Source organism: Actinoplanes sp. NPDC051411 (assembly GCF_040682075.1).
GTDB lineage: Bacteria > Actinomycetota > Actinomycetes > Mycobacteriales > Micromonosporaceae > Actinoplanes.
The window spans coordinates 23,573-38,858 of the sequence record NZ_JBFBAD010000001.1 but is presented as its reverse complement, the minus strand read 5'-3'; the positions used below and the strand labels follow the sequence as shown (position 1 = coordinate 38,858).

Genomic DNA, 15,286 nt, shown 5'->3' with positions numbered 1-15,286 from the left:
CATGAGCCGTTTCCTGTTGCGCCGCCTCCCGCAGGCGATCGTCGTGCTGTTCGGTGTGGTGACGCTCGCCTTCCTGATGACCCACGTGGTGCCGGGCGACCCGGCCCGGCTGATCGCCGGCCCGAACGCCAGCGCCGCCACGGTCGCCTCCATCCACCACGAGCTCGGCCTGGACCGGTCGATCGGCTACCAGTACTGGATCTATCTCAAGCAGGCGCTGCACGGCGACCTCGGCACCAGCTATGCCCTGCAGGGCATGTCGGTCCGCGGGGAGATCTTCCGCGCGCTGCCGGTCAGCGCGGCGGTCGCGATCCTCGGCGTGCTGTGGGAGGTGCTGCTCGGCGTGCCGGTCGGCATCATCGCGGCGTACCGGCCCAAGGGACTGCTCGACCGGGCGACCACGCTCGCCTCACTGATCGGGCTGTCGGCGCCGCCGTTCTGGGTCGGGCTGCTACTGCTCTACGCGCTGGCCTACAAGAGCAGCGTCTTCCCGCTCAGCGGCTACGCGTCGCCGTTCATCAACTATCTGATCCTGCCCTCGTTCACGCTCGGCCTCGGCGGCGCGGCCTGGTACGCCCGGATCACCCGCACCAACATGCTCGAAGCCCTGCGCAGCCCGTACGTCCAGACCGCGCGGGCCAAAGGCATGCCGGAGCGGGTCGTGCTCCTGCGCCACTGTCTCCGCAACGTGCTCAGCCCGCTGCTGACCATGCTCGGCATGGACCTCGGCTACTTCCTCGGCGGCGTCGTCGTCATCGAGTCGGTGTTCGGCCTGCCCGGCATCGGCAAGCTCACCTTCGACGCCATCAGCACCCTCGACATCCCCATGATCACCGGCGCCGTGCTGTTCGCGGCCTTCTTCATCGTCGTGATGAACCTGCTGGTCGACCTCGCCTACGCGGCGATCGACCCGCGCGTCCGTCGCTGACCCACGAAAGGACCCCTCATGTCAGAAAAGCTGCGCGTCGCCGTCGTCGGCGCCGGACGATGGGCTCAGCGAGCGCACATTCCGGGCTGGCAGCGCGACCCCCGGGTCGAGGTCGTCGCCCTCGCCGACACCGATCCCGCCGCGCTGGCCTCGGCCGGTGAGAAGTTCGGCGTCCGCAAGCTGGAGACCGACTACCGCGCCCTCTTGAATGACCCGTCCATCGACGTGATCGACGTGGCAACGGGGAACCAGGCCCACTACGAGATCTCGGCCGCCGCGCTGGCCGCCGACAAGCACGTGCTGTGCGAGAAGCCGGTGCACCACGACTACCGCGAGACCCGGGCGCTCTCCGAGCTGGCCAAGTCGAAGGGCCTGAAGACCAAGCTGGGCTTCACTTTCCGCTACGCGCCGGCGGTCCAGTACGCCAAGCACCTCATCGATTCGGGCTTCGTCGGGCAGCCGTACATGTTCAACGGCTACGAGCAGAACAGCCAGTGGATCGACCCGGCCACCCCGATGCGCCAGGTCGACCCGGACGCCGACCCGGATGTCATCGCGACCTCGTCGATCGAGGGCTACGGCGCCCCGGTCATCGACATCATGCACTGGTGGAGCGGCGCCGAACTCCAGTCGGTCGTCGGCACGATGCGCAACTTCGTCCCCGAGCGGATGGTCCGCGCCACCGGCCAGATGCAGCGCCTGAACATCGACGACGGCGACATGTGGATCGGCGAGTTCGCCAACGGCATGCTCGCGTCGATCCAGTCCTCGTACGTGACGGTCGGCAACTTCCCCGGCATCGAGGCCCGCGTCTACGGCTCCGAGGGCGCGATCATCGTGCGGCTGGTCGACGAGTTCGGCATCTGCCAGACCATCAAGACCGCGACCAGGAACGAGGTCGAGTTCGTCGAGCGCGAGATCCCGCCGGAGTTCTTCCCGGCCGGCGGCAGCTCGCAGGAGGACTGGGACTTCCTCTTCTATTCCTGCCTGTGCGCCGACTTCGCCACCGAGATCCTGTCCGGCGACGCGGCCAACCAGGGCGACTTCGCGCAGGGCGCGCTGGTGCAGGAGACCATCAACGCGTACGAGCGTTCCTTCCGTACCCGCTCGTGGGTCGACCTGCCGCTGGACGCCGCATGAGCGCCCACTCGTGGGGTTCCCTGGCCGACGACTCGGCGGCCCGGACCATTTTGGACAGTGCGCTGAACGCGGCCGGCCGGGCCGAGTTCGCCGACGTGCGGCTGATCGAGGCCGAGGAGATGCGGTCGTACATCAGCCTGGGCGGCGACCCGGACGAACGCATCGAGCAGAACATCGGCATCGGCGTCCGAGTCCTGGTCGACGGCCAGTGGGGTTTCGCGGCGCGGCCGTTGGCCGAGGTGGCCGACGCCGAGACCGCCGCCCGGGACGCGCATGCCTCGGCGGTCGCGCTGGCCGGGCACGGCAAACCGGTCTCGCTTCCGCCTCGCGCACCGTCGAGCGGGAGTTACGAGACCTCGGTGACCGAGGACCCGTTCGCGGTCTCGACGGCCCGGCGCTATGAACTGCTCGCCGGCTGGCTCGCCGCCGCCTCCGCCCCGGCACTGGTCGCCGCGGTGAACGCCGGCGTCAACGCCAAGCGGCAGCACCGGCACTACGCCGACAGCGAGGGCTCGCGCCAGCATCAGCATTTCGTCGAGACCGGCGCGATGCTCCTGGTGACCGCCCGCGGCCACGGCGACGTGCAGCGCCGCAGCTACCCCAACTCGTTCCACGGCAACACCGCCGCGGCGGGCTGGGAATACCTGTCGTCGCTGAGCATGGCCGACCAGGCGGCCCGGGTCGGCGAGGAGGCGGTCGCGCTGCTGACCGCCCCGGTCGCGCCGCCCGGGCACGCCGACGTGGTCATCGGCCCGCAGCAGGTGTCGCTGCAGATCCACGAGTCGAGTGGCCACGCCCTGGAGCTCGACCGGATCCTCGGCGACGAGGCCAACTACGCCGGCACGTCGTTCATCCGGCCGGAGGACATCGGCTCTTTGCGGTACGGCTCGCCCGCGGTCACCATCACCTCGGATCCGACCGTGCCCGGCACGCGCGGCAGCTTCGCCTTCGACGACGAGGGCACCCCGGCGCGTGGCTTCAATCTGATCGACCAGGGCATCGTGAGCAACACGCTGTCCGGCCGCGACTCGGCCGCCCGCTCCGGGCAGGCGCTGACCGGGGCCGCCCGCTCGGACGGCTGGGGCTACATGCCGGTCTGCTTCTCGACCCACGTGTTCCTGCAGCCCGGGGCCGGGAGCCTCGACCAGCTGCTGGAACGGATGGGTGACGGCTACTACATCGACGACAACCGCAGCTGGTCGATCGACAACCAGCGGCTCAACTTCCAGTTCGGCACCGAGGTCGCGTACGAGGTCAAGCGCGGCCGCCGCGGCCGCCTGCTGAAGAACTTCTCGTACGGCGGCATCACCCCGCGGTTCTGGGGCTCGGTCGAGGCGGTCGCCGGCCCGGAGGAGTTCCGCGCCTTCGGCTACCCGTGCGGCAAGGGGGAGCCCAAGCAGTGGGGCTTCCTGTCCCACGGCGCCGCCCCCATGCTCGTCCGCGACCTCAGGATCGGAGTCGCCTGATGTTCACCCCTCCCGTCGATCCGGCCACGCTGCTGGACGACCTGAGCAAGGCCGCCAAGGGCGCCGACACGGTCGAGATCGCCCTCCTCGGCCGGGCCGGCGAATACACGCGCTTCGCCGGCGGCCGGATCCACCAGCCACAGAACATCACCGAGACGCAGTTCACCGTGCGGGCCATCGTCGACGGCCACGCGGCCCGGGCCGCCTGCGGCACGCTCGGCGGGCTCGACGCGGCGGTGAGGAAGGCGGCCGAGCTGGCCCGGGCCCTCGCGGCACGCGCGAAGGAAGCCGGGCCGCACACGATCGCCACCTCGGCCGCGGCGCCCGGGTTGCCGGTGTGGCATGAGGACACCGAGGCGTTCGACGCCGGCGCCCGCGCGGCGTACGCCTCGTCCGCGATGAAGCAGAACGAGGCCGCGGCCGGCATGTTCGGCCGCGCGGTCACCCAGATGGCCGTCGTCAACAGCGCCGGGGTCGCCCACCACACCCTCGCCACCGAGGCCTCGGGCAGCATGACCGCCACCGTCGACGAGGGCACCTCGCACTGGATCGACCTGCACCGGTCGTCGGGCGCGCTCGGCATCGAGGAGGCGATCGCCCGGACGGTCCGCGAGGCGACGGCCGGCCGGGGCCGGGGCCCGCTCCCGGACGGCCGCTACACCGTGGTTCTCGGCCCGCAGGCGGCCGGCGAGCTGATCGGCTTCCTGCCCGACTTCGGCTTCGCCGGCGAACTGGCCGCGGCCGGGGTCGGTCTCCTCACCGACCGCCCGGGGGCGGAGATCGCGGCGCCCGTCGTGACCGTCGCCGACGACGCCACGGCGCCGGCCGGGCTGCCGATCGGCTTCGACCTCGAGGGCACCCCGAAGTCGCGGGTCGCGTTGCTGGACAAGGGAAGAGTGGGTGCCGCGGTCACCGACCTGGCCACCGCGCATGCCCTCGGCACGGCCCCGACCGGGCACGCGCACGTGGCCCGCGAGGAACCGCCCCGCCCGGTCGCCGCCAACCTGCTGCTCAGCCCGGGCGACCAGACCGAGGAGGAGCTGATCGGCGGCGTCGAGCGCGGCGTCTACGTGCAGCGCTTCTGGTACACCCGCCTGGTCGACCGGGTCACCGGCACGATCACCGGGGTCTCGCGGGACGGCTGCTTCCTGATCGAGAACGGGCGGCTGGCGGCACCGGTCGCCGGCGCGCGCTTCACCCACTCCGTACTCGATCTGCTCGCGAGCGTGGACGGCCTCGGCCGTGAGTTGCGCTCCCAGCCGGTGATGAACGTCTGGAACGGCGCGGCCACCGCGCCGGCCCTGCGGGGTCACGACTTCCGGTTCGGAGCGGCGTCGTGAGCGGGGTTCGCACCAACCGGGACCGCCTGGTGACCCAGATCCTGGCCGGCGAGGTGTGGCCGGCGCTGGCCGACCGGCACGGCTACCGGGTCGACGCCGACGGCACCCCGTTCCTGTTGCCCGGGATGGGTGGCGTCACCCTGGGCGCCCACGCGGGCGATCCCGCAACCGGATACGCCAGTGACCACCTCGAACCCGGCCTCTCGGTGCGGGCCGCGGGCGAGGGGGCCAACATGGCGCTGCAGTTCCTCACCTGCGTCGGCAACGAGGTCACCGTGCGGTCCGGCCCGGCCGCCGGCGCGGTCGGGCGGGTGCTCGGCCAGCACGCGTACGTCCTGGTCGACATGCCCGAGGAGGACCTGGCCCGGGTCGCGCCCGGCGACCGGGTGAGCGTCGCCGCGTTCGGGCAGGGCCTGCGCCTGACCGACCACCCGTCGATCGTCGCCAAGAACCTCGACCCGTCGTTCCTCGACGAGTTGCCGATCCGCACCGACGCCGACGGGCGGCTTTCCGTTTCCGTCGCGGCAGAAGTGCCGGCGGCCGCGGTCGGGGCGGGCGCCGGCATGGTGTCCGAGTTCGCCAACACCGACCTGATGGGCGCCTACGCCGGTCAGGGCGACGACCTGTCGCTCGGCCTGGAGTCGCTGCGCCTGGGCGACCTCGTGGCGCTCGAGGACCAGGACCACCGCTTCGGCCGCGGCTACCGGCCCGGCTACCTGACCATCGGCGTGATCAGCACCGGGCACTGCCGGCTGTTCGGCCACGGGCCCGGGCCCTCGACGATCCTGTCCGGCCCGGCCTCGGCGTTCTCTCTGAAAGGGGCATCGTGAAAACGGTCGCCATGAACCTCAGTGGCGTGGTCGAGACGCCCACGATGCCGTCGTCGCCCTACCTGATCGACGTCGACGGCCATCCCTACGTCCCGGTCGGCACGGCCGGCATCGTGCTCGGCGTGCACCTGGGCGACGGGGTGTTCGCGCACGACGCCGACCACGCGGCGCCCGGCGTCACGCTGGAGCACCGCGACCAGGCGGCCCGGCACGCGCTGACCGCGTTCGCCTGCCTGGGCAACGAGGCGGTCGTGCACGGCGGGGCGGCGGCCGGGGCGCGGGGCCGGGTGCTCGGCAAGCGGGGCGAGCAGGGCCGGGTGATCGTCGTCTTCCCCGACGACGTGCTGCGCCTCCTGCTGCCCGGCGACCCGATCCTGGTCCGGGCCCACGGGCAGGGGGCCGTCCATCCCTCGGCGGAGGTCACGATGATGAACATCGAGCCGCTGCTCCTCGACCGGCTGACCGCCGCCGGGGTTCGGGCCGTTGTCCCGTCGGCCGTGGTCGGCAACGGGATCGGCCGGCCCGCCCAGATGTGGGACCTCGACCTGCAGATCGGTCCCGAGGACATCCCGGGGCTCAAGCTGGGCGATCTGGTCGCGGTCGACGATCTCGACGTACGCCACAACGCCGGTTACCGCCGCGGCCGGCGCACCGTGGGCGTGATCGTGCACGGCGCCAGCCCCCTCCCCGGGCACGGTCCCGGGCTGATGCCGATCCTGTGCGGGCCCCGCGAGTCACTGTCCGTGGACATCCAGGGCGACCAGCACCGAGGTATCGGCTCCGACGACCTAGAATTCCGGCCATGACCGACCCCGCGAACGTCCTTCACCGCTCCCTCCCGCAGGCGGTCTACCTCGTCCTTCGGCGCAAAATCCTCAACAACGAATACGAGGCGGGCCAGCGCCTGATCGAGGCGCCGCTGGCCGAGGAGCTCGGGGTCAGCCGGTCGACGGTCCGTGAGGCACTGCGCCAGCTGAGCGTCGACGGCCTGGTCGACATCTCGCCCCGGCGGCACAGCGTGGTGACCCGCATGTCATACGAGGACATCCGGGACGCCTGCTACGCCCGCTTCGTGCTCGAGGCCGGCGCGGCCCGCCTGCTGACCCTGCACAAGGACCCGGTGGTCGCCCGCATGCAGGAGGTCGTCGACAAGATGTCGGCGACCGTCGCGATCGGCGACGTGGCCGCGATGATCGACCTCGACACCGAGTTCCACAGCTGCATCGTCGACGCGGCCGGCAAACACCGGCTGGCCGCGCTCTGGCGCACGCTCGACGCCCAGATGGGCGCCCTGATGCGGTCGTCGATCGACCGCCAGCACATCGACCTCACCGAGGCGGTGCGGCGCCACCAGGAGGTCACCGACTCGTTCCGCACCGGCTCGGCCGACGACTTCATCCGCACCCTGGAGGACCACTACCTGGGCACGGTCGACAGCATGGCCGAGGCGGGCGTCCTGCAGTCCCACTCGGCCCTCAACCCGTGACCCCGGGATCGGCGGTGAACTCGATCGTCCGCAGGCAGTAGCGGGCGGCACGACGGAACTCGCGGCTGCCGCCGGCCCCGAAGTGTTCGAGCAGCTCGTCCAGGGCCGACCGGGACCCGCCCCGGCCGCGCACTCCGTCCTGGGCCAGCACGGTCACGTCGTGCGGCTCGGCGGTGATCAGCACCAGGATCGTCTCCGGGCGCGGCGCACCCGGGTCGATCGCGTCCGGCCAGCTCAGCTCCGCGCCGACCAGCCGGCCGGTCAGGTCGTCCACGCCGTAGACGTACTCCTGCCCGGCGCCGACCTTGATGCCGCGCGGGTCGAGCTCGGAGAGCACGCCGACCGCGTACGAGACCCCGATGTCGATCAGCGACACGTAGACCGCGGCCGTCGCGTTGTTGCGGATCCGGAAGTAGACGAGTTCGCCGGCTCGCACGGTGGCGCCGCGTACGGGAAGAGAATGCGGGCCGCCGGGCCGCACCGACCCCCATTCGATGTCGACCGGCGGGTCGAAATTGCCTCTCGGTTCCTCGTCCCGGAGGCCGGCCAGTGCGGTGGCGCGGCCGATCCGGTTGAGGTCGGCCCGCAGGCGCGCGGTCGTGTCCGGCCCGGGCCGGCGAGGGCGGTGCAGCGGGCCGATCCGGTCGTGGATGGTCAGCGAGCCGTCGGCCGACTCCACCACCTCGACCGCGGCTTCCTCGGCCGGCCCGGCCAGGAAGTCCGCCGGGCCGATCGCCTCCCGCAGCGACGCCGGCAGGCGCACCGGGATGCGCGCGGCCATGCCCCGGGTGCGGTAGGCCCGGGCGTCGGCCGGCAGCGGCTCCGGAAGCCCGTCGAAGATGAGCGGGCCCGACGCCGCCCGCGGGTCGATCCGATCGATCCGCAGCGTGGCGACGGCGTCTCCGGAGCCGGAGCGGATCGCGAACTCGTCGCCCGGCTGGACCCCGAGCAGCAGCGCGCCGGCCAGGCTCGCCCGCTCGTCCCCGGTGTCGGTGACATAGAGCCAGTCGGCCGAATCCTCGGTCCCGGTCTCGAACAGCAGCCGCCGCGACGGTCCTTCGATGGTCGGGCGCTGATGCGGCAGCAGCATCCGCATCAGGTGCTGCACCCGGCCGAACAGCCGTGACCACGTCACCCGCCGGCCGGCCGCCTCGCCCAGGGCCTGCGCCAGCGCCAGCGTCAGCACGCCGTTGTGAACCGGTGACCCGTCACCGCGGCGGATCTCGTGCGCCGCCTCCTCCTGGGCGCACGCGACCAGCCGGACCGCCGTCTCGTTGCCCTCGCGCCGCACCAGATCCAGGCGCAGGCCGTCGGCCAGCGCCTGGCGGCGTAGATCGTCCAGGTCGGCCCGCACCGCGCCGATCTGCCGCACCCGGGCCTGGCCCAGGTCGCCCCGCGACATCACCGCGGCGTGGCAGCAGTCGAGGATCACCGCGGCGTTCCCGGTCTTCGTGGTGAGCTCGGCCAGCAGGGCCGACAACTCGACCGCGCCGACGCCCCGGAAGTCGCCCGGCGCCGACTCCTCGAAGTCGGTCGGCACGATGAACTGACGGCGGTTGTCGCCCGGCCGGGGCGCCTCGCCGGGGCCGGGCTCGACGAAGCCGCCGTGGCCCGAGAAATAGACCAGGGCGCTGTCGCCCGGGCCCGTCTCGTCGATCAGCCGGCGGTACGCGTCGAGGATCCCCCGGCGGGTGGCCTCCGGGCCGATGCGGCGGCACACGGTGAAGCCCAGCGGGCCGAGGGCGGCCGCCATCGCGGCGACGTCCGGCTCGACCCCCCGCAGCCCGTACGTCTGTGCTCCGATCAGGAGTGCCCTGCGCATCGGTGGTGCCTCCCCCGGATGGTCGTCTTGACACGATCTGACGGACACGGGGAAGGTTCCCTCCATGTTCCGGCACGCCGCACGCTCGTTCCTGCCCGATCGCCACTACCTGCCGGTCGCGATGCCCACCCACGACGTTCAGGTGTTCGATGTGCTCACCCGCGCCCGGGACGGGTCGCTCGACCGCTACAGCCGGCTCGACGAGGTGCTCGCGATGCCGGCCGAGGCGCGTGTCTATCGTGATCAGCCGGTGGTCGACACCTCCGGCGCGACCGGGTCGACCGCGAAACTGGGCCTCGGGCTCAACGTGGTCTCGTCGCTGATCCAGGCCCTGGGCGGCGACGCGGGAATCAGCGTGCAGAGCGAGAACGTGACCGGCGTGCGCTACTCGTACACCAAAGTGGTGTCGGACCGGGTCGACCTGGCCTCGCTCGACCGCCGGCTCTTTCTGGCCGACCTCCGGCCCGACCTGCACAACGCCGCCGACCTGCTGGCCGCGGGCCGGATCTATGTGGTGGTCGGGGCGCTGCGGGCGCGGGCCCTCGAGGTCGAGTTCGTCCGCGACGGCACGAAGGGCGTCGACGTCGACATCCCGGCGATCCAGGCGATGGTCGGCGGCGACGTCGCGGTCACCGTCGAGAGCCACCGTTCGTCGCGCATGACCTTCACCGGCAAGACCACGCTGACCGTCGCGGCCAAGGCGGCCCGGCTCAACCTGGCCCCCGACCGGATCTGGATCAATGAGCAGATGCACGCGGCGGGCGAGATCCGCGGCCTGGGCGACGAGGACGACACCTACTCCTTCCTCACCGGCGACGAGTTCCGGCTGGCCTGAACATGGCCGCACACGCCCTGGTCGTCGGCTGCGACGCCTATCCCCACGTCCCCGACGGCGACCTCACCGGCGCGGTCGGCGACGCCCGCGCGATGCACGCGTGGCTGACCGGTGCGGGCGGCGTGCCGGCCGAGAACTCGGCCCTGCTGCTCTCGCCCGGACGATCGCGATTCGCGGCCGAGATCGGCCGGCTCGTCGCGCGCACCGATGTGGAATCGGACCGGCTCTACGTCTATTTCGCCGGGCACGGCGGCCGGACCGACCCGCTCAACCCGGCGCTGGCCACCGACGTGCTGGCCTTCACCGACTTCGTCGGCGCCGATCCGTCCGCGGGCACCGTCGGCGTCGACGATCTGCTGCGCCGACTGCGGCTGTCCCGGTTCCGTGAGGTGGTGGTCGTCCTCGACGCCTGCCGGAACTTTCCTTTCCGCGAGCCGTTCCAGGTCGGCGGCATCGGGCGCGACCCGCTGACCGCCGGCCGGCGCACGCCCGGCCTTTACCTGTTGCAGGCCACCCAGCCGGGCGGGCGGGCTCGCGGCGGCGGCCTCACGGCCGCTCTGCTCGACGGCCTGGCCGGCCGCGATTCCGCGAAGCGCTACCTCGAGGACAGCTTCCTACCGTACGTCGTGACCTGGTCGAGCCTCGTCGCGTACGTGAACGCCCGCCTGCGCGACCAGGACCCCCACGACGAGGGCGCCGCCCGCGACCCGGTCCTGGCCCGCTTCCCGGAGGGCCACTTCGGCCCGGTGCGCCTGACCGTCGACGTCGACCCGGCTCCGAGCGCCGCCTCGGCCGACCTGCTGGTCGAGGTGAGCCACTGGGATCCGGCCGAGCCGGACGCCGTTCGGTTCACCCAGCCTGGTCCCACCCCGGCGAGGTTCACCGTCCCGCCCCGCCGCCAGGTGGTGAAAGCAACCCACGGCGACGACTGGGGCCGCGTGGCCGTCGACGTCTACGCCGACCGGCACGTCATGCTCCCTCTCCGGGCGCGGAGCCGGTTTCTCCGGCATTTCGATGATCCGACGCGGGGAGCCCGGCCCGGCGTGGGCATCGTGGCGGTGACCGCGGACGATCCGATGGCCGCGATCGAGGTGCGGACGGTTCCCGGCCGGCCGGTCCTGGCCGGTCTTCCGCCACTGTCCGGTGATCTCACCGAGGGTCAGTACCTGGTGCTGGTCACCGACGCCAACGGCCGTGAACGGTGGGAACCGCTGGACGTCATGGCGGACTACGAGACCGAGTTGCACCTGACCCTGCCCCACCCGTCCGACCGCCCGGCCGCGGCGTCCTGGGCCGGGGCGGCCGCCCGGTTGGCCAGTGATTCGACCGGCGACGTCGACCCGGACGAGTTCGTCTGCCTCGTCCGCGGACCGGAGCCATCGCAGGTGCTGGCCCATCAGACCGATGGCTTCATCGAGGCGGTCTTCCGGTCACCCAGCTCGGCCCCACGGTTTCCCACCGGGCCGCTCACGACCGTTCTCGAACTCCGATTCGGCGAGCATCGGCTCCAGCTTCCCGCGGTTCCGGGTGTGACCGCCGCCGTCGTCTTCGACGACGCACGCCTGCGGGTGGCCTACTTCGATTCGGCGCTCGCCCACGACGAACCGGCCATGCTCGTTCTGGATCGGGCGCAGCGGCTCCTCGCCGCGGGGCGTACCCGTGCGGCCCGGATCGTGCTCGGCGAACGACTGCCCCACAGCCTGGTCGCCCGCCGCCTCAGCCGATCACTCGAAGTCGCGGACGGTTCGGGCCGCTCACCCTGGAGCGTCCATCTGGATCCCCCGTCGGGCCGGCCATAGACCCCTATTGACCTAATGGTCAGACCATCATAGCGTTAGGGTCTCGTCACGTCGTGCGCACGAGTGATCTCCCTCGACGACAGCGAGGCATTGACATGCACTTGTCCAGACTCAAGATCGGGGCGGCAGCCCTGGTCCTGATCGGCTCGGTCGCGCTCCCCGCGACGACCGGAAAGGCCGGCACCCCGGCAGCGGCCCCCGGCTCCTACACGACCTCGACCGTGCTGATCGGCCCCGCCCAGGCCATCGGCGCGCTCTACCAGCCGGTGAAGCCCGGCGCGAACCAGTCGATCGGGCTCTTCCTGACCCACGAGAACAACGACTTCATCGGCAGCGTGCCCTGCGTGCAGCTGGCGCAGCGCGGCTTCACCGTGCTCTGCGTCAAGAGCCAGTACGCCGACCAGGCCGCCGCGAACTGGGACGACCTGGCCAAGGACGTCGGCGGCAGCGTGACCTACCTGCGGTCGCTGCCGACCGTGAAGAAGGTCGTGCTGGTCGGCTGGAGCGGCGGCGGCGCCATCATGTCCTACTACGAGAACGTCGCCCAGAACGGCCTCGTCGCCTGCCAGGACCCGGCCCGTCTCGACCCCTGCGGCGACGACCTGGCCGGCCTGCCCGCGGCCGACGGCGTGGCCCTGCTCGACGCCATCCCGGGCATCGCGTTCTCCGACCTGACCGCGCTCGACGCCTCGGTCACCAACGAGAACAACCTGCGGGTCCGCAACGAGGCGAACGACATGTTCAGCGCGGCCAACGGCTACCAGCCGAACGGCGACTCGGCCTACAGCCCGGCGTTCATCAACCGCTACCTGTCCGCCCAGGGCAAGCGGGAGGCGAAGCTCGTCACCCAGGCCCAGGCGCTGCGGAAGCAGATCGCCCGCGGCAACGGGCAGTACACCGACGACGCCCCCATGCCGGTCGGCCGGGACAGCGCCCGCATCTGGGAGGCCGACACCGCGCTGATCGCCCACACCAAGGGCGCGTACCCGCTGATCTCGCCGCAGCACCCGGACGGCAGCGCCCCGCAGGTCGTCGACTCGGTGCGGGTGCCGTCGGCCGACCAGGCCGGCAACAACGCCTGGGACCGCTCGAAGGGCGACTTCAGCGCGAACTCGTTCCTCTCGATCGCCGCGGTCCGGGCGCCCGCCCTGAAGGTGACCGCCGACTCGATCAGCGGCATCGACTGGGCGTCGACCAACACGGCCACGGTCGCCAACGTCCGCGGCATCCGCTCGCCGCTGCTGATCATGTCGATGACCGGCCACTACTGGCTGGTGCCCTCGGAGATGTACTTCCAGAACGCGGTCGGCACCACGAACAAGAAGCTGGTCTTCGTCGAGGGCGCCTCGCACGGCTTCACCCCGTGCACCGCCTGCGCCACCACCCCGGGCGAGTTCGGCGACACCGTCGGCGAGACCTTCAACTACCTGGGCAGCTGGCTGGACACCAACTTCGCCGGCTGAGCCGGGACCGAACCGGCCGAGCCGGGGACAGAATGAACACAACGATAACCGTCGATTGAATCCGGCACACAGTGATGGGCAAGGCCCGGCGGCACCCCGCCGCCGGGTCTCGGCGATCTCGTCGCCAGCGAGACGAGAGGAGACCCATCCCCATGGTCGGACAAAAGCTCCTGCTCGCGGCCGTCTCCGGACTGCTGCTGCTCACCGGCCCCGCACCGGCCGCCTGGGCGGGCGGGGAAGGAGCTCTCCTTCCACGGGCGTACCCGCACCAGCGAGTACCAGGAAGAGCTCACCCAGATGGACCGGCGGGACGCGATCGTCGCCTATCCGCAGGGCACGATCGGCACCGACGGCGAGCCCTCGTTCCAGGGCGCGCCCTATTCATCCGGCGCCGACGACGTGCTGTTCACCAGCGACATCCTCAACCAGCTCCAGCGCCAACTGTGCGTCGACCCCGCCCGCGTCTACGTGTCCGGCAAGTCGAACGGCGGCGGCTTCGCGGGCGTGCTCGCCTGGCGGTTCTTCCTCGACCACCGTTGCGGCGCACCCACCGGTGACCTCGCGGACCGGTCACGCCGCGCCGGAAAGCCGGGCCTCCTCCCGGCGGATCCGGCCGGCGCTGCCGATGAGCGTGCCCAGCAGCCCGATCACCAGGGCGACGAGAATGCCGAGCCCGGCGAAGGCCCACGCGCCGTCCTTGCCGCCGAGCCCGAACGGCCCGAGCAGGTAGCCCTGCCAGTCGAGCCAGCCCGCGAACGTGTTGGTGACCAGACCCCAGCCGATCGCCGTGCCGACGATGACCAGCGCCAGGGGCAGCGGGCGCACGCTGCCGTAGCGGCCGCGCGGATCGAACAACTCGTCCTCCGCGTAGTCGCGGCGGCGCAGGGCCACGTCGGCCAGCATCACGCCGCACCAGGCCGCGATCGGCACGCCGAGGGTGATCAGGAAGCCCTGGAACTCGCCGATGAAGCTGGTGCCGAAGAAGACCACGTAGATCGTTCCCGCGATCATAATGATCCCGTCGACGCCGGCGGCCAGGTAGCGCGGAATGCGGACGCCGGCGGTGAGCAGGGCGAGCCCGGAGGAGTAGATGTCGAGCACCGCGCCGCCGATCAGCCCGAGCACGGCGGCGATCGCGAACGGCACCAGGAACCAGGTCGGCAGGATCGTGGTCAGGGCCCCGATGGGGTCGGCGCCGACCGCGTCGGACAGGTCCTTCGACGAGCCGGCCAGCAGCAGCCCGAAAATCAGCAGGACCACCGGTCCGAGCGCGGCCCCGAAGGTCGTCCAGGCGAAAACGCCCCGGCCGGATGCCGTACGCGGCAGATAGCGCGAGTAGTCCGCGGCCGCGTTGACCCAGCCCAGCCCGAAGCCGGTCATCAGGAAGACCAGCGCGCCGATCACCTGCTGAGCCGACCCGGAGGGCAGAGCCGACACCGCCGACCAGTGGATGTGCCCGGCCGCGAGCACGATGTAGACGACCGTGAGGATCGCGGTCACCACCGTGATGACCGTCTGCAGGCGCATGACCGCGGCGAAGCCGGCCACCCCGGCCAGCACGGTGACCACCGAGACCACGATCAGCGCGATGACCTTGGTGGCGGTGCCGCCGCCCCAGCCCAGCCGGGAGAAGACGGTCGCGGTGGCGAGCGTCGCCAGGATCACCAGGACGGTCTCCCAGCCCACCGTGAGCAGCCAGGACAGCCCGGCGGTGAGGCGGTTGCCGTTGACCCCGAAGGCGGCCCGCGAGAGCACCATGGTCGGCGCCGAGCCCCGCTTGCCGGCCAGTGCGATCACGCCGCACAGCGCGAACGACACCACGACGCCCACCACCCCGGCGATCAGGGCCTGCGCGAACGAGATGCCGAAGCCGAGCGTGAACGCGCCGTAGCTGACGCCGAGCACCGAGATGTTCGACGCGAACCAGGGCCAGAACAGCGACCGCGGCGTTCCGGACCGCTCCTGCTCGGTGACGATCTCGATGCCCTTGAGCTCTATGCCGGCCGTCGTGCCGGTCATCGTCGGTGTGCTGGCCATCGCCTACCGCCTCGTGCGGGGCCCTCTCCGGAGGGCATCTATGGTCATCTTGCCGCGCGGAACGGTCACCTGAACATCCGGCCGATGGAGTTCTTCGTCGCAGTCCCGGAACCGCCGCCGCTTCCATCGGGGCGTAAAAG

12 protein-coding genes are annotated in these 15,286 nt (G+C 71.7%); 10 read left to right on the top strand and 2 right to left on the bottom strand.

Annotation, left to right across the window (positions count from 1 at the left end):
• The first annotated feature begins 1 nt into the window (after window position 1).
• From AB0M88_RS00160 to AB0M88_RS00130, 7 genes are read left to right on the top strand one after another with little or no spacing between them, the layout of a single operon-like run.
• Window positions 2-928 (top strand): ABC transporter permease, encoded by a 927-nt coding sequence (locus AB0M88_RS00160; protein ID WP_364093084.1) that lies wholly within the window; start codon window positions 2-4, stop codon window positions 926-928.
• A gap of 18 nt (window positions 929-946) precedes the next feature.
• Complete coding sequence (locus tag AB0M88_RS00155; RefSeq protein WP_364093081.1) at window positions 947-2,068, top strand: Gfo/Idh/MocA family oxidoreductase; 1,122 nt, start codon at window positions 947-949, stop codon at window positions 2,066-2,068.
• Window positions 2,065-3,534 (top strand): TldD/PmbA family protein, encoded by a 1,470-nt coding sequence (locus AB0M88_RS00150; protein ID WP_364093078.1) that lies wholly within the window; start codon window positions 2,065-2,067, stop codon window positions 3,532-3,534. Before AB0M88_RS00155 ends, AB0M88_RS00150 begins: the two co-directional genes overlap by 4 nt.
• Complete coding sequence (locus AB0M88_RS00145; protein WP_364093075.1) at window positions 3,534-4,874, top strand: TldD/PmbA family protein; 1,341 nt, start codon at window positions 3,534-3,536, stop codon at window positions 4,872-4,874. The genes AB0M88_RS00150 and AB0M88_RS00145 overlap by 1 nt, the downstream gene beginning before the upstream one ends.
• Complete coding sequence (locus AB0M88_RS00140) at window positions 4,871-5,704, top strand: DUF4438 domain-containing protein (protein WP_364093072.1); 834 nt, start codon at window positions 4,871-4,873, stop codon at window positions 5,702-5,704. The genes AB0M88_RS00145 and AB0M88_RS00140 overlap by 4 nt, the downstream gene beginning before the upstream one ends.
• Window positions 5,701-6,510 carry a DUF4438 domain-containing protein gene (locus AB0M88_RS00135; protein WP_364093069.1) on the top strand — a complete coding sequence of 270 codons (810 nt, stop codon included), beginning with the start codon at window positions 5,701-5,703 and terminating at the stop codon, window positions 6,508-6,510. Before AB0M88_RS00140 ends, AB0M88_RS00135 begins: the two co-directional genes overlap by 4 nt.
• Window positions 6,507-7,190: a GntR family transcriptional regulator gene (locus AB0M88_RS00130; RefSeq protein ID WP_364093066.1), complete on the top strand. Its 684-nt coding sequence runs from the start codon at window positions 6,507-6,509 to the stop codon at window positions 7,188-7,190. The genes AB0M88_RS00135 and AB0M88_RS00130 overlap by 4 nt, the downstream gene beginning before the upstream one ends.
• On the opposite strand, the gene AB0M88_RS00125 is transcribed toward AB0M88_RS00130, so the two are convergent.
• Window positions 7,180-9,012 (bottom strand): caspase family protein, encoded by a 1,833-nt coding sequence (locus AB0M88_RS00125; protein WP_364093063.1) that lies wholly within the window; start codon window positions 9,010-9,012, stop codon window positions 7,180-7,182. The two genes, AB0M88_RS00130 and AB0M88_RS00125, sit on opposite strands and share 11 nt — an antisense overlap.
• A 64-nt stretch (window positions 9,013-9,076) precedes the next feature.
• On the opposite strand from AB0M88_RS00125, the gene AB0M88_RS00120 reads away from it, so the two are divergent.
• From AB0M88_RS00120 to AB0M88_RS00110, 3 genes are all read left to right on the top strand, one after another.
• On the top strand, window positions 9,077-9,847 hold the full coding sequence (locus AB0M88_RS00120) for a hypothetical protein (protein WP_364093060.1): 771 nt from the start codon (window positions 9,077-9,079) through the stop codon (window positions 9,845-9,847).
• 2 nt (window positions 9,848-9,849) lie between these two features.
• Window positions 9,850-11,646, top strand: coding sequence for a caspase family protein (locus tag AB0M88_RS00115; protein WP_364093057.1), 1,797 nt, complete (start codon window positions 9,850-9,852; stop codon window positions 11,644-11,646).
• A 95-nt stretch (window positions 11,647-11,741) separates the two neighbouring features.
• On the top strand, window positions 11,742-13,109 hold the full coding sequence (locus tag AB0M88_RS00110) for a hypothetical protein (RefSeq protein ID WP_364093054.1): 1,368 nt from the start codon (window positions 11,742-11,744) through the stop codon (window positions 13,107-13,109).
• A gap of 570 nt (window positions 13,110-13,679) precedes the next feature.
• Here the strand turns inward: AB0M88_RS00110 and AB0M88_RS00105 are convergent.
• The gene (locus AB0M88_RS00105) at window positions 13,680-15,146 is read right to left on the bottom strand and encodes a cytosine permease (RefSeq protein ID WP_364093051.1); all 1,467 of its coding nucleotides are present in this window, start codon (window positions 15,144-15,146) and stop codon (window positions 13,680-13,682) included.
• Window positions 15,147-15,286: the final 140 nt, after the last annotated feature.

Excerpts from the sequence above, each read along its gene's own strand:
- AB0M88_RS00160 (WP_364093084.1), top strand. The coding sequence starts at position 2 with ATGAGCCGTTTCCTGTTGCGCCGCCTCCCGCAGGCGATCGTCGTGCTG.
- AB0M88_RS00155 (WP_364093081.1), top strand. The coding sequence starts at position 947 with ATGTCAGAAAAGCTGCGCGTCGCCGTCGTCGGCGCCGGACGATGGGCT.
- AB0M88_RS00150 (WP_364093078.1), top strand. The coding sequence starts at position 2,065 with ATGAGCGCCCACTCGTGGGGTTCCCTGGCCGACGACTCGGCGGCCCGG.
- AB0M88_RS00145 (WP_364093075.1), top strand. The coding sequence starts at position 3,534 with ATGTTCACCCCTCCCGTCGATCCGGCCACGCTGCTGGACGACCTGAGC.
- AB0M88_RS00130 (WP_364093066.1), top strand. The coding sequence starts at position 6,507 with ATGACCGACCCCGCGAACGTCCTTCACCGCTCCCTCCCGCAGGCGGTC.
- AB0M88_RS00125 (WP_364093063.1), bottom strand. The coding sequence starts at position 9,012 with ATGCGCAGGGCACTCCTGATCGGAGCACAGACGTACGGGCTGCGGGGG.
- AB0M88_RS00120 (WP_364093060.1), top strand. The coding sequence starts at position 9,077 with ATGTTCCGGCACGCCGCACGCTCGTTCCTGCCCGATCGCCACTACCTG.
- AB0M88_RS00115 (WP_364093057.1), top strand. The coding sequence starts at position 9,850 with ATGGCCGCACACGCCCTGGTCGTCGGCTGCGACGCCTATCCCCACGTC.
- AB0M88_RS00110 (WP_364093054.1), top strand. The coding sequence starts at position 11,742 with ATGCACTTGTCCAGACTCAAGATCGGGGCGGCAGCCCTGGTCCTGATC.
- AB0M88_RS00105 (WP_364093051.1), bottom strand. The coding sequence starts at position 15,146 with ATGGCCAGCACACCGACGATGACCGGCACGACGGCCGGCATAGAGCTC.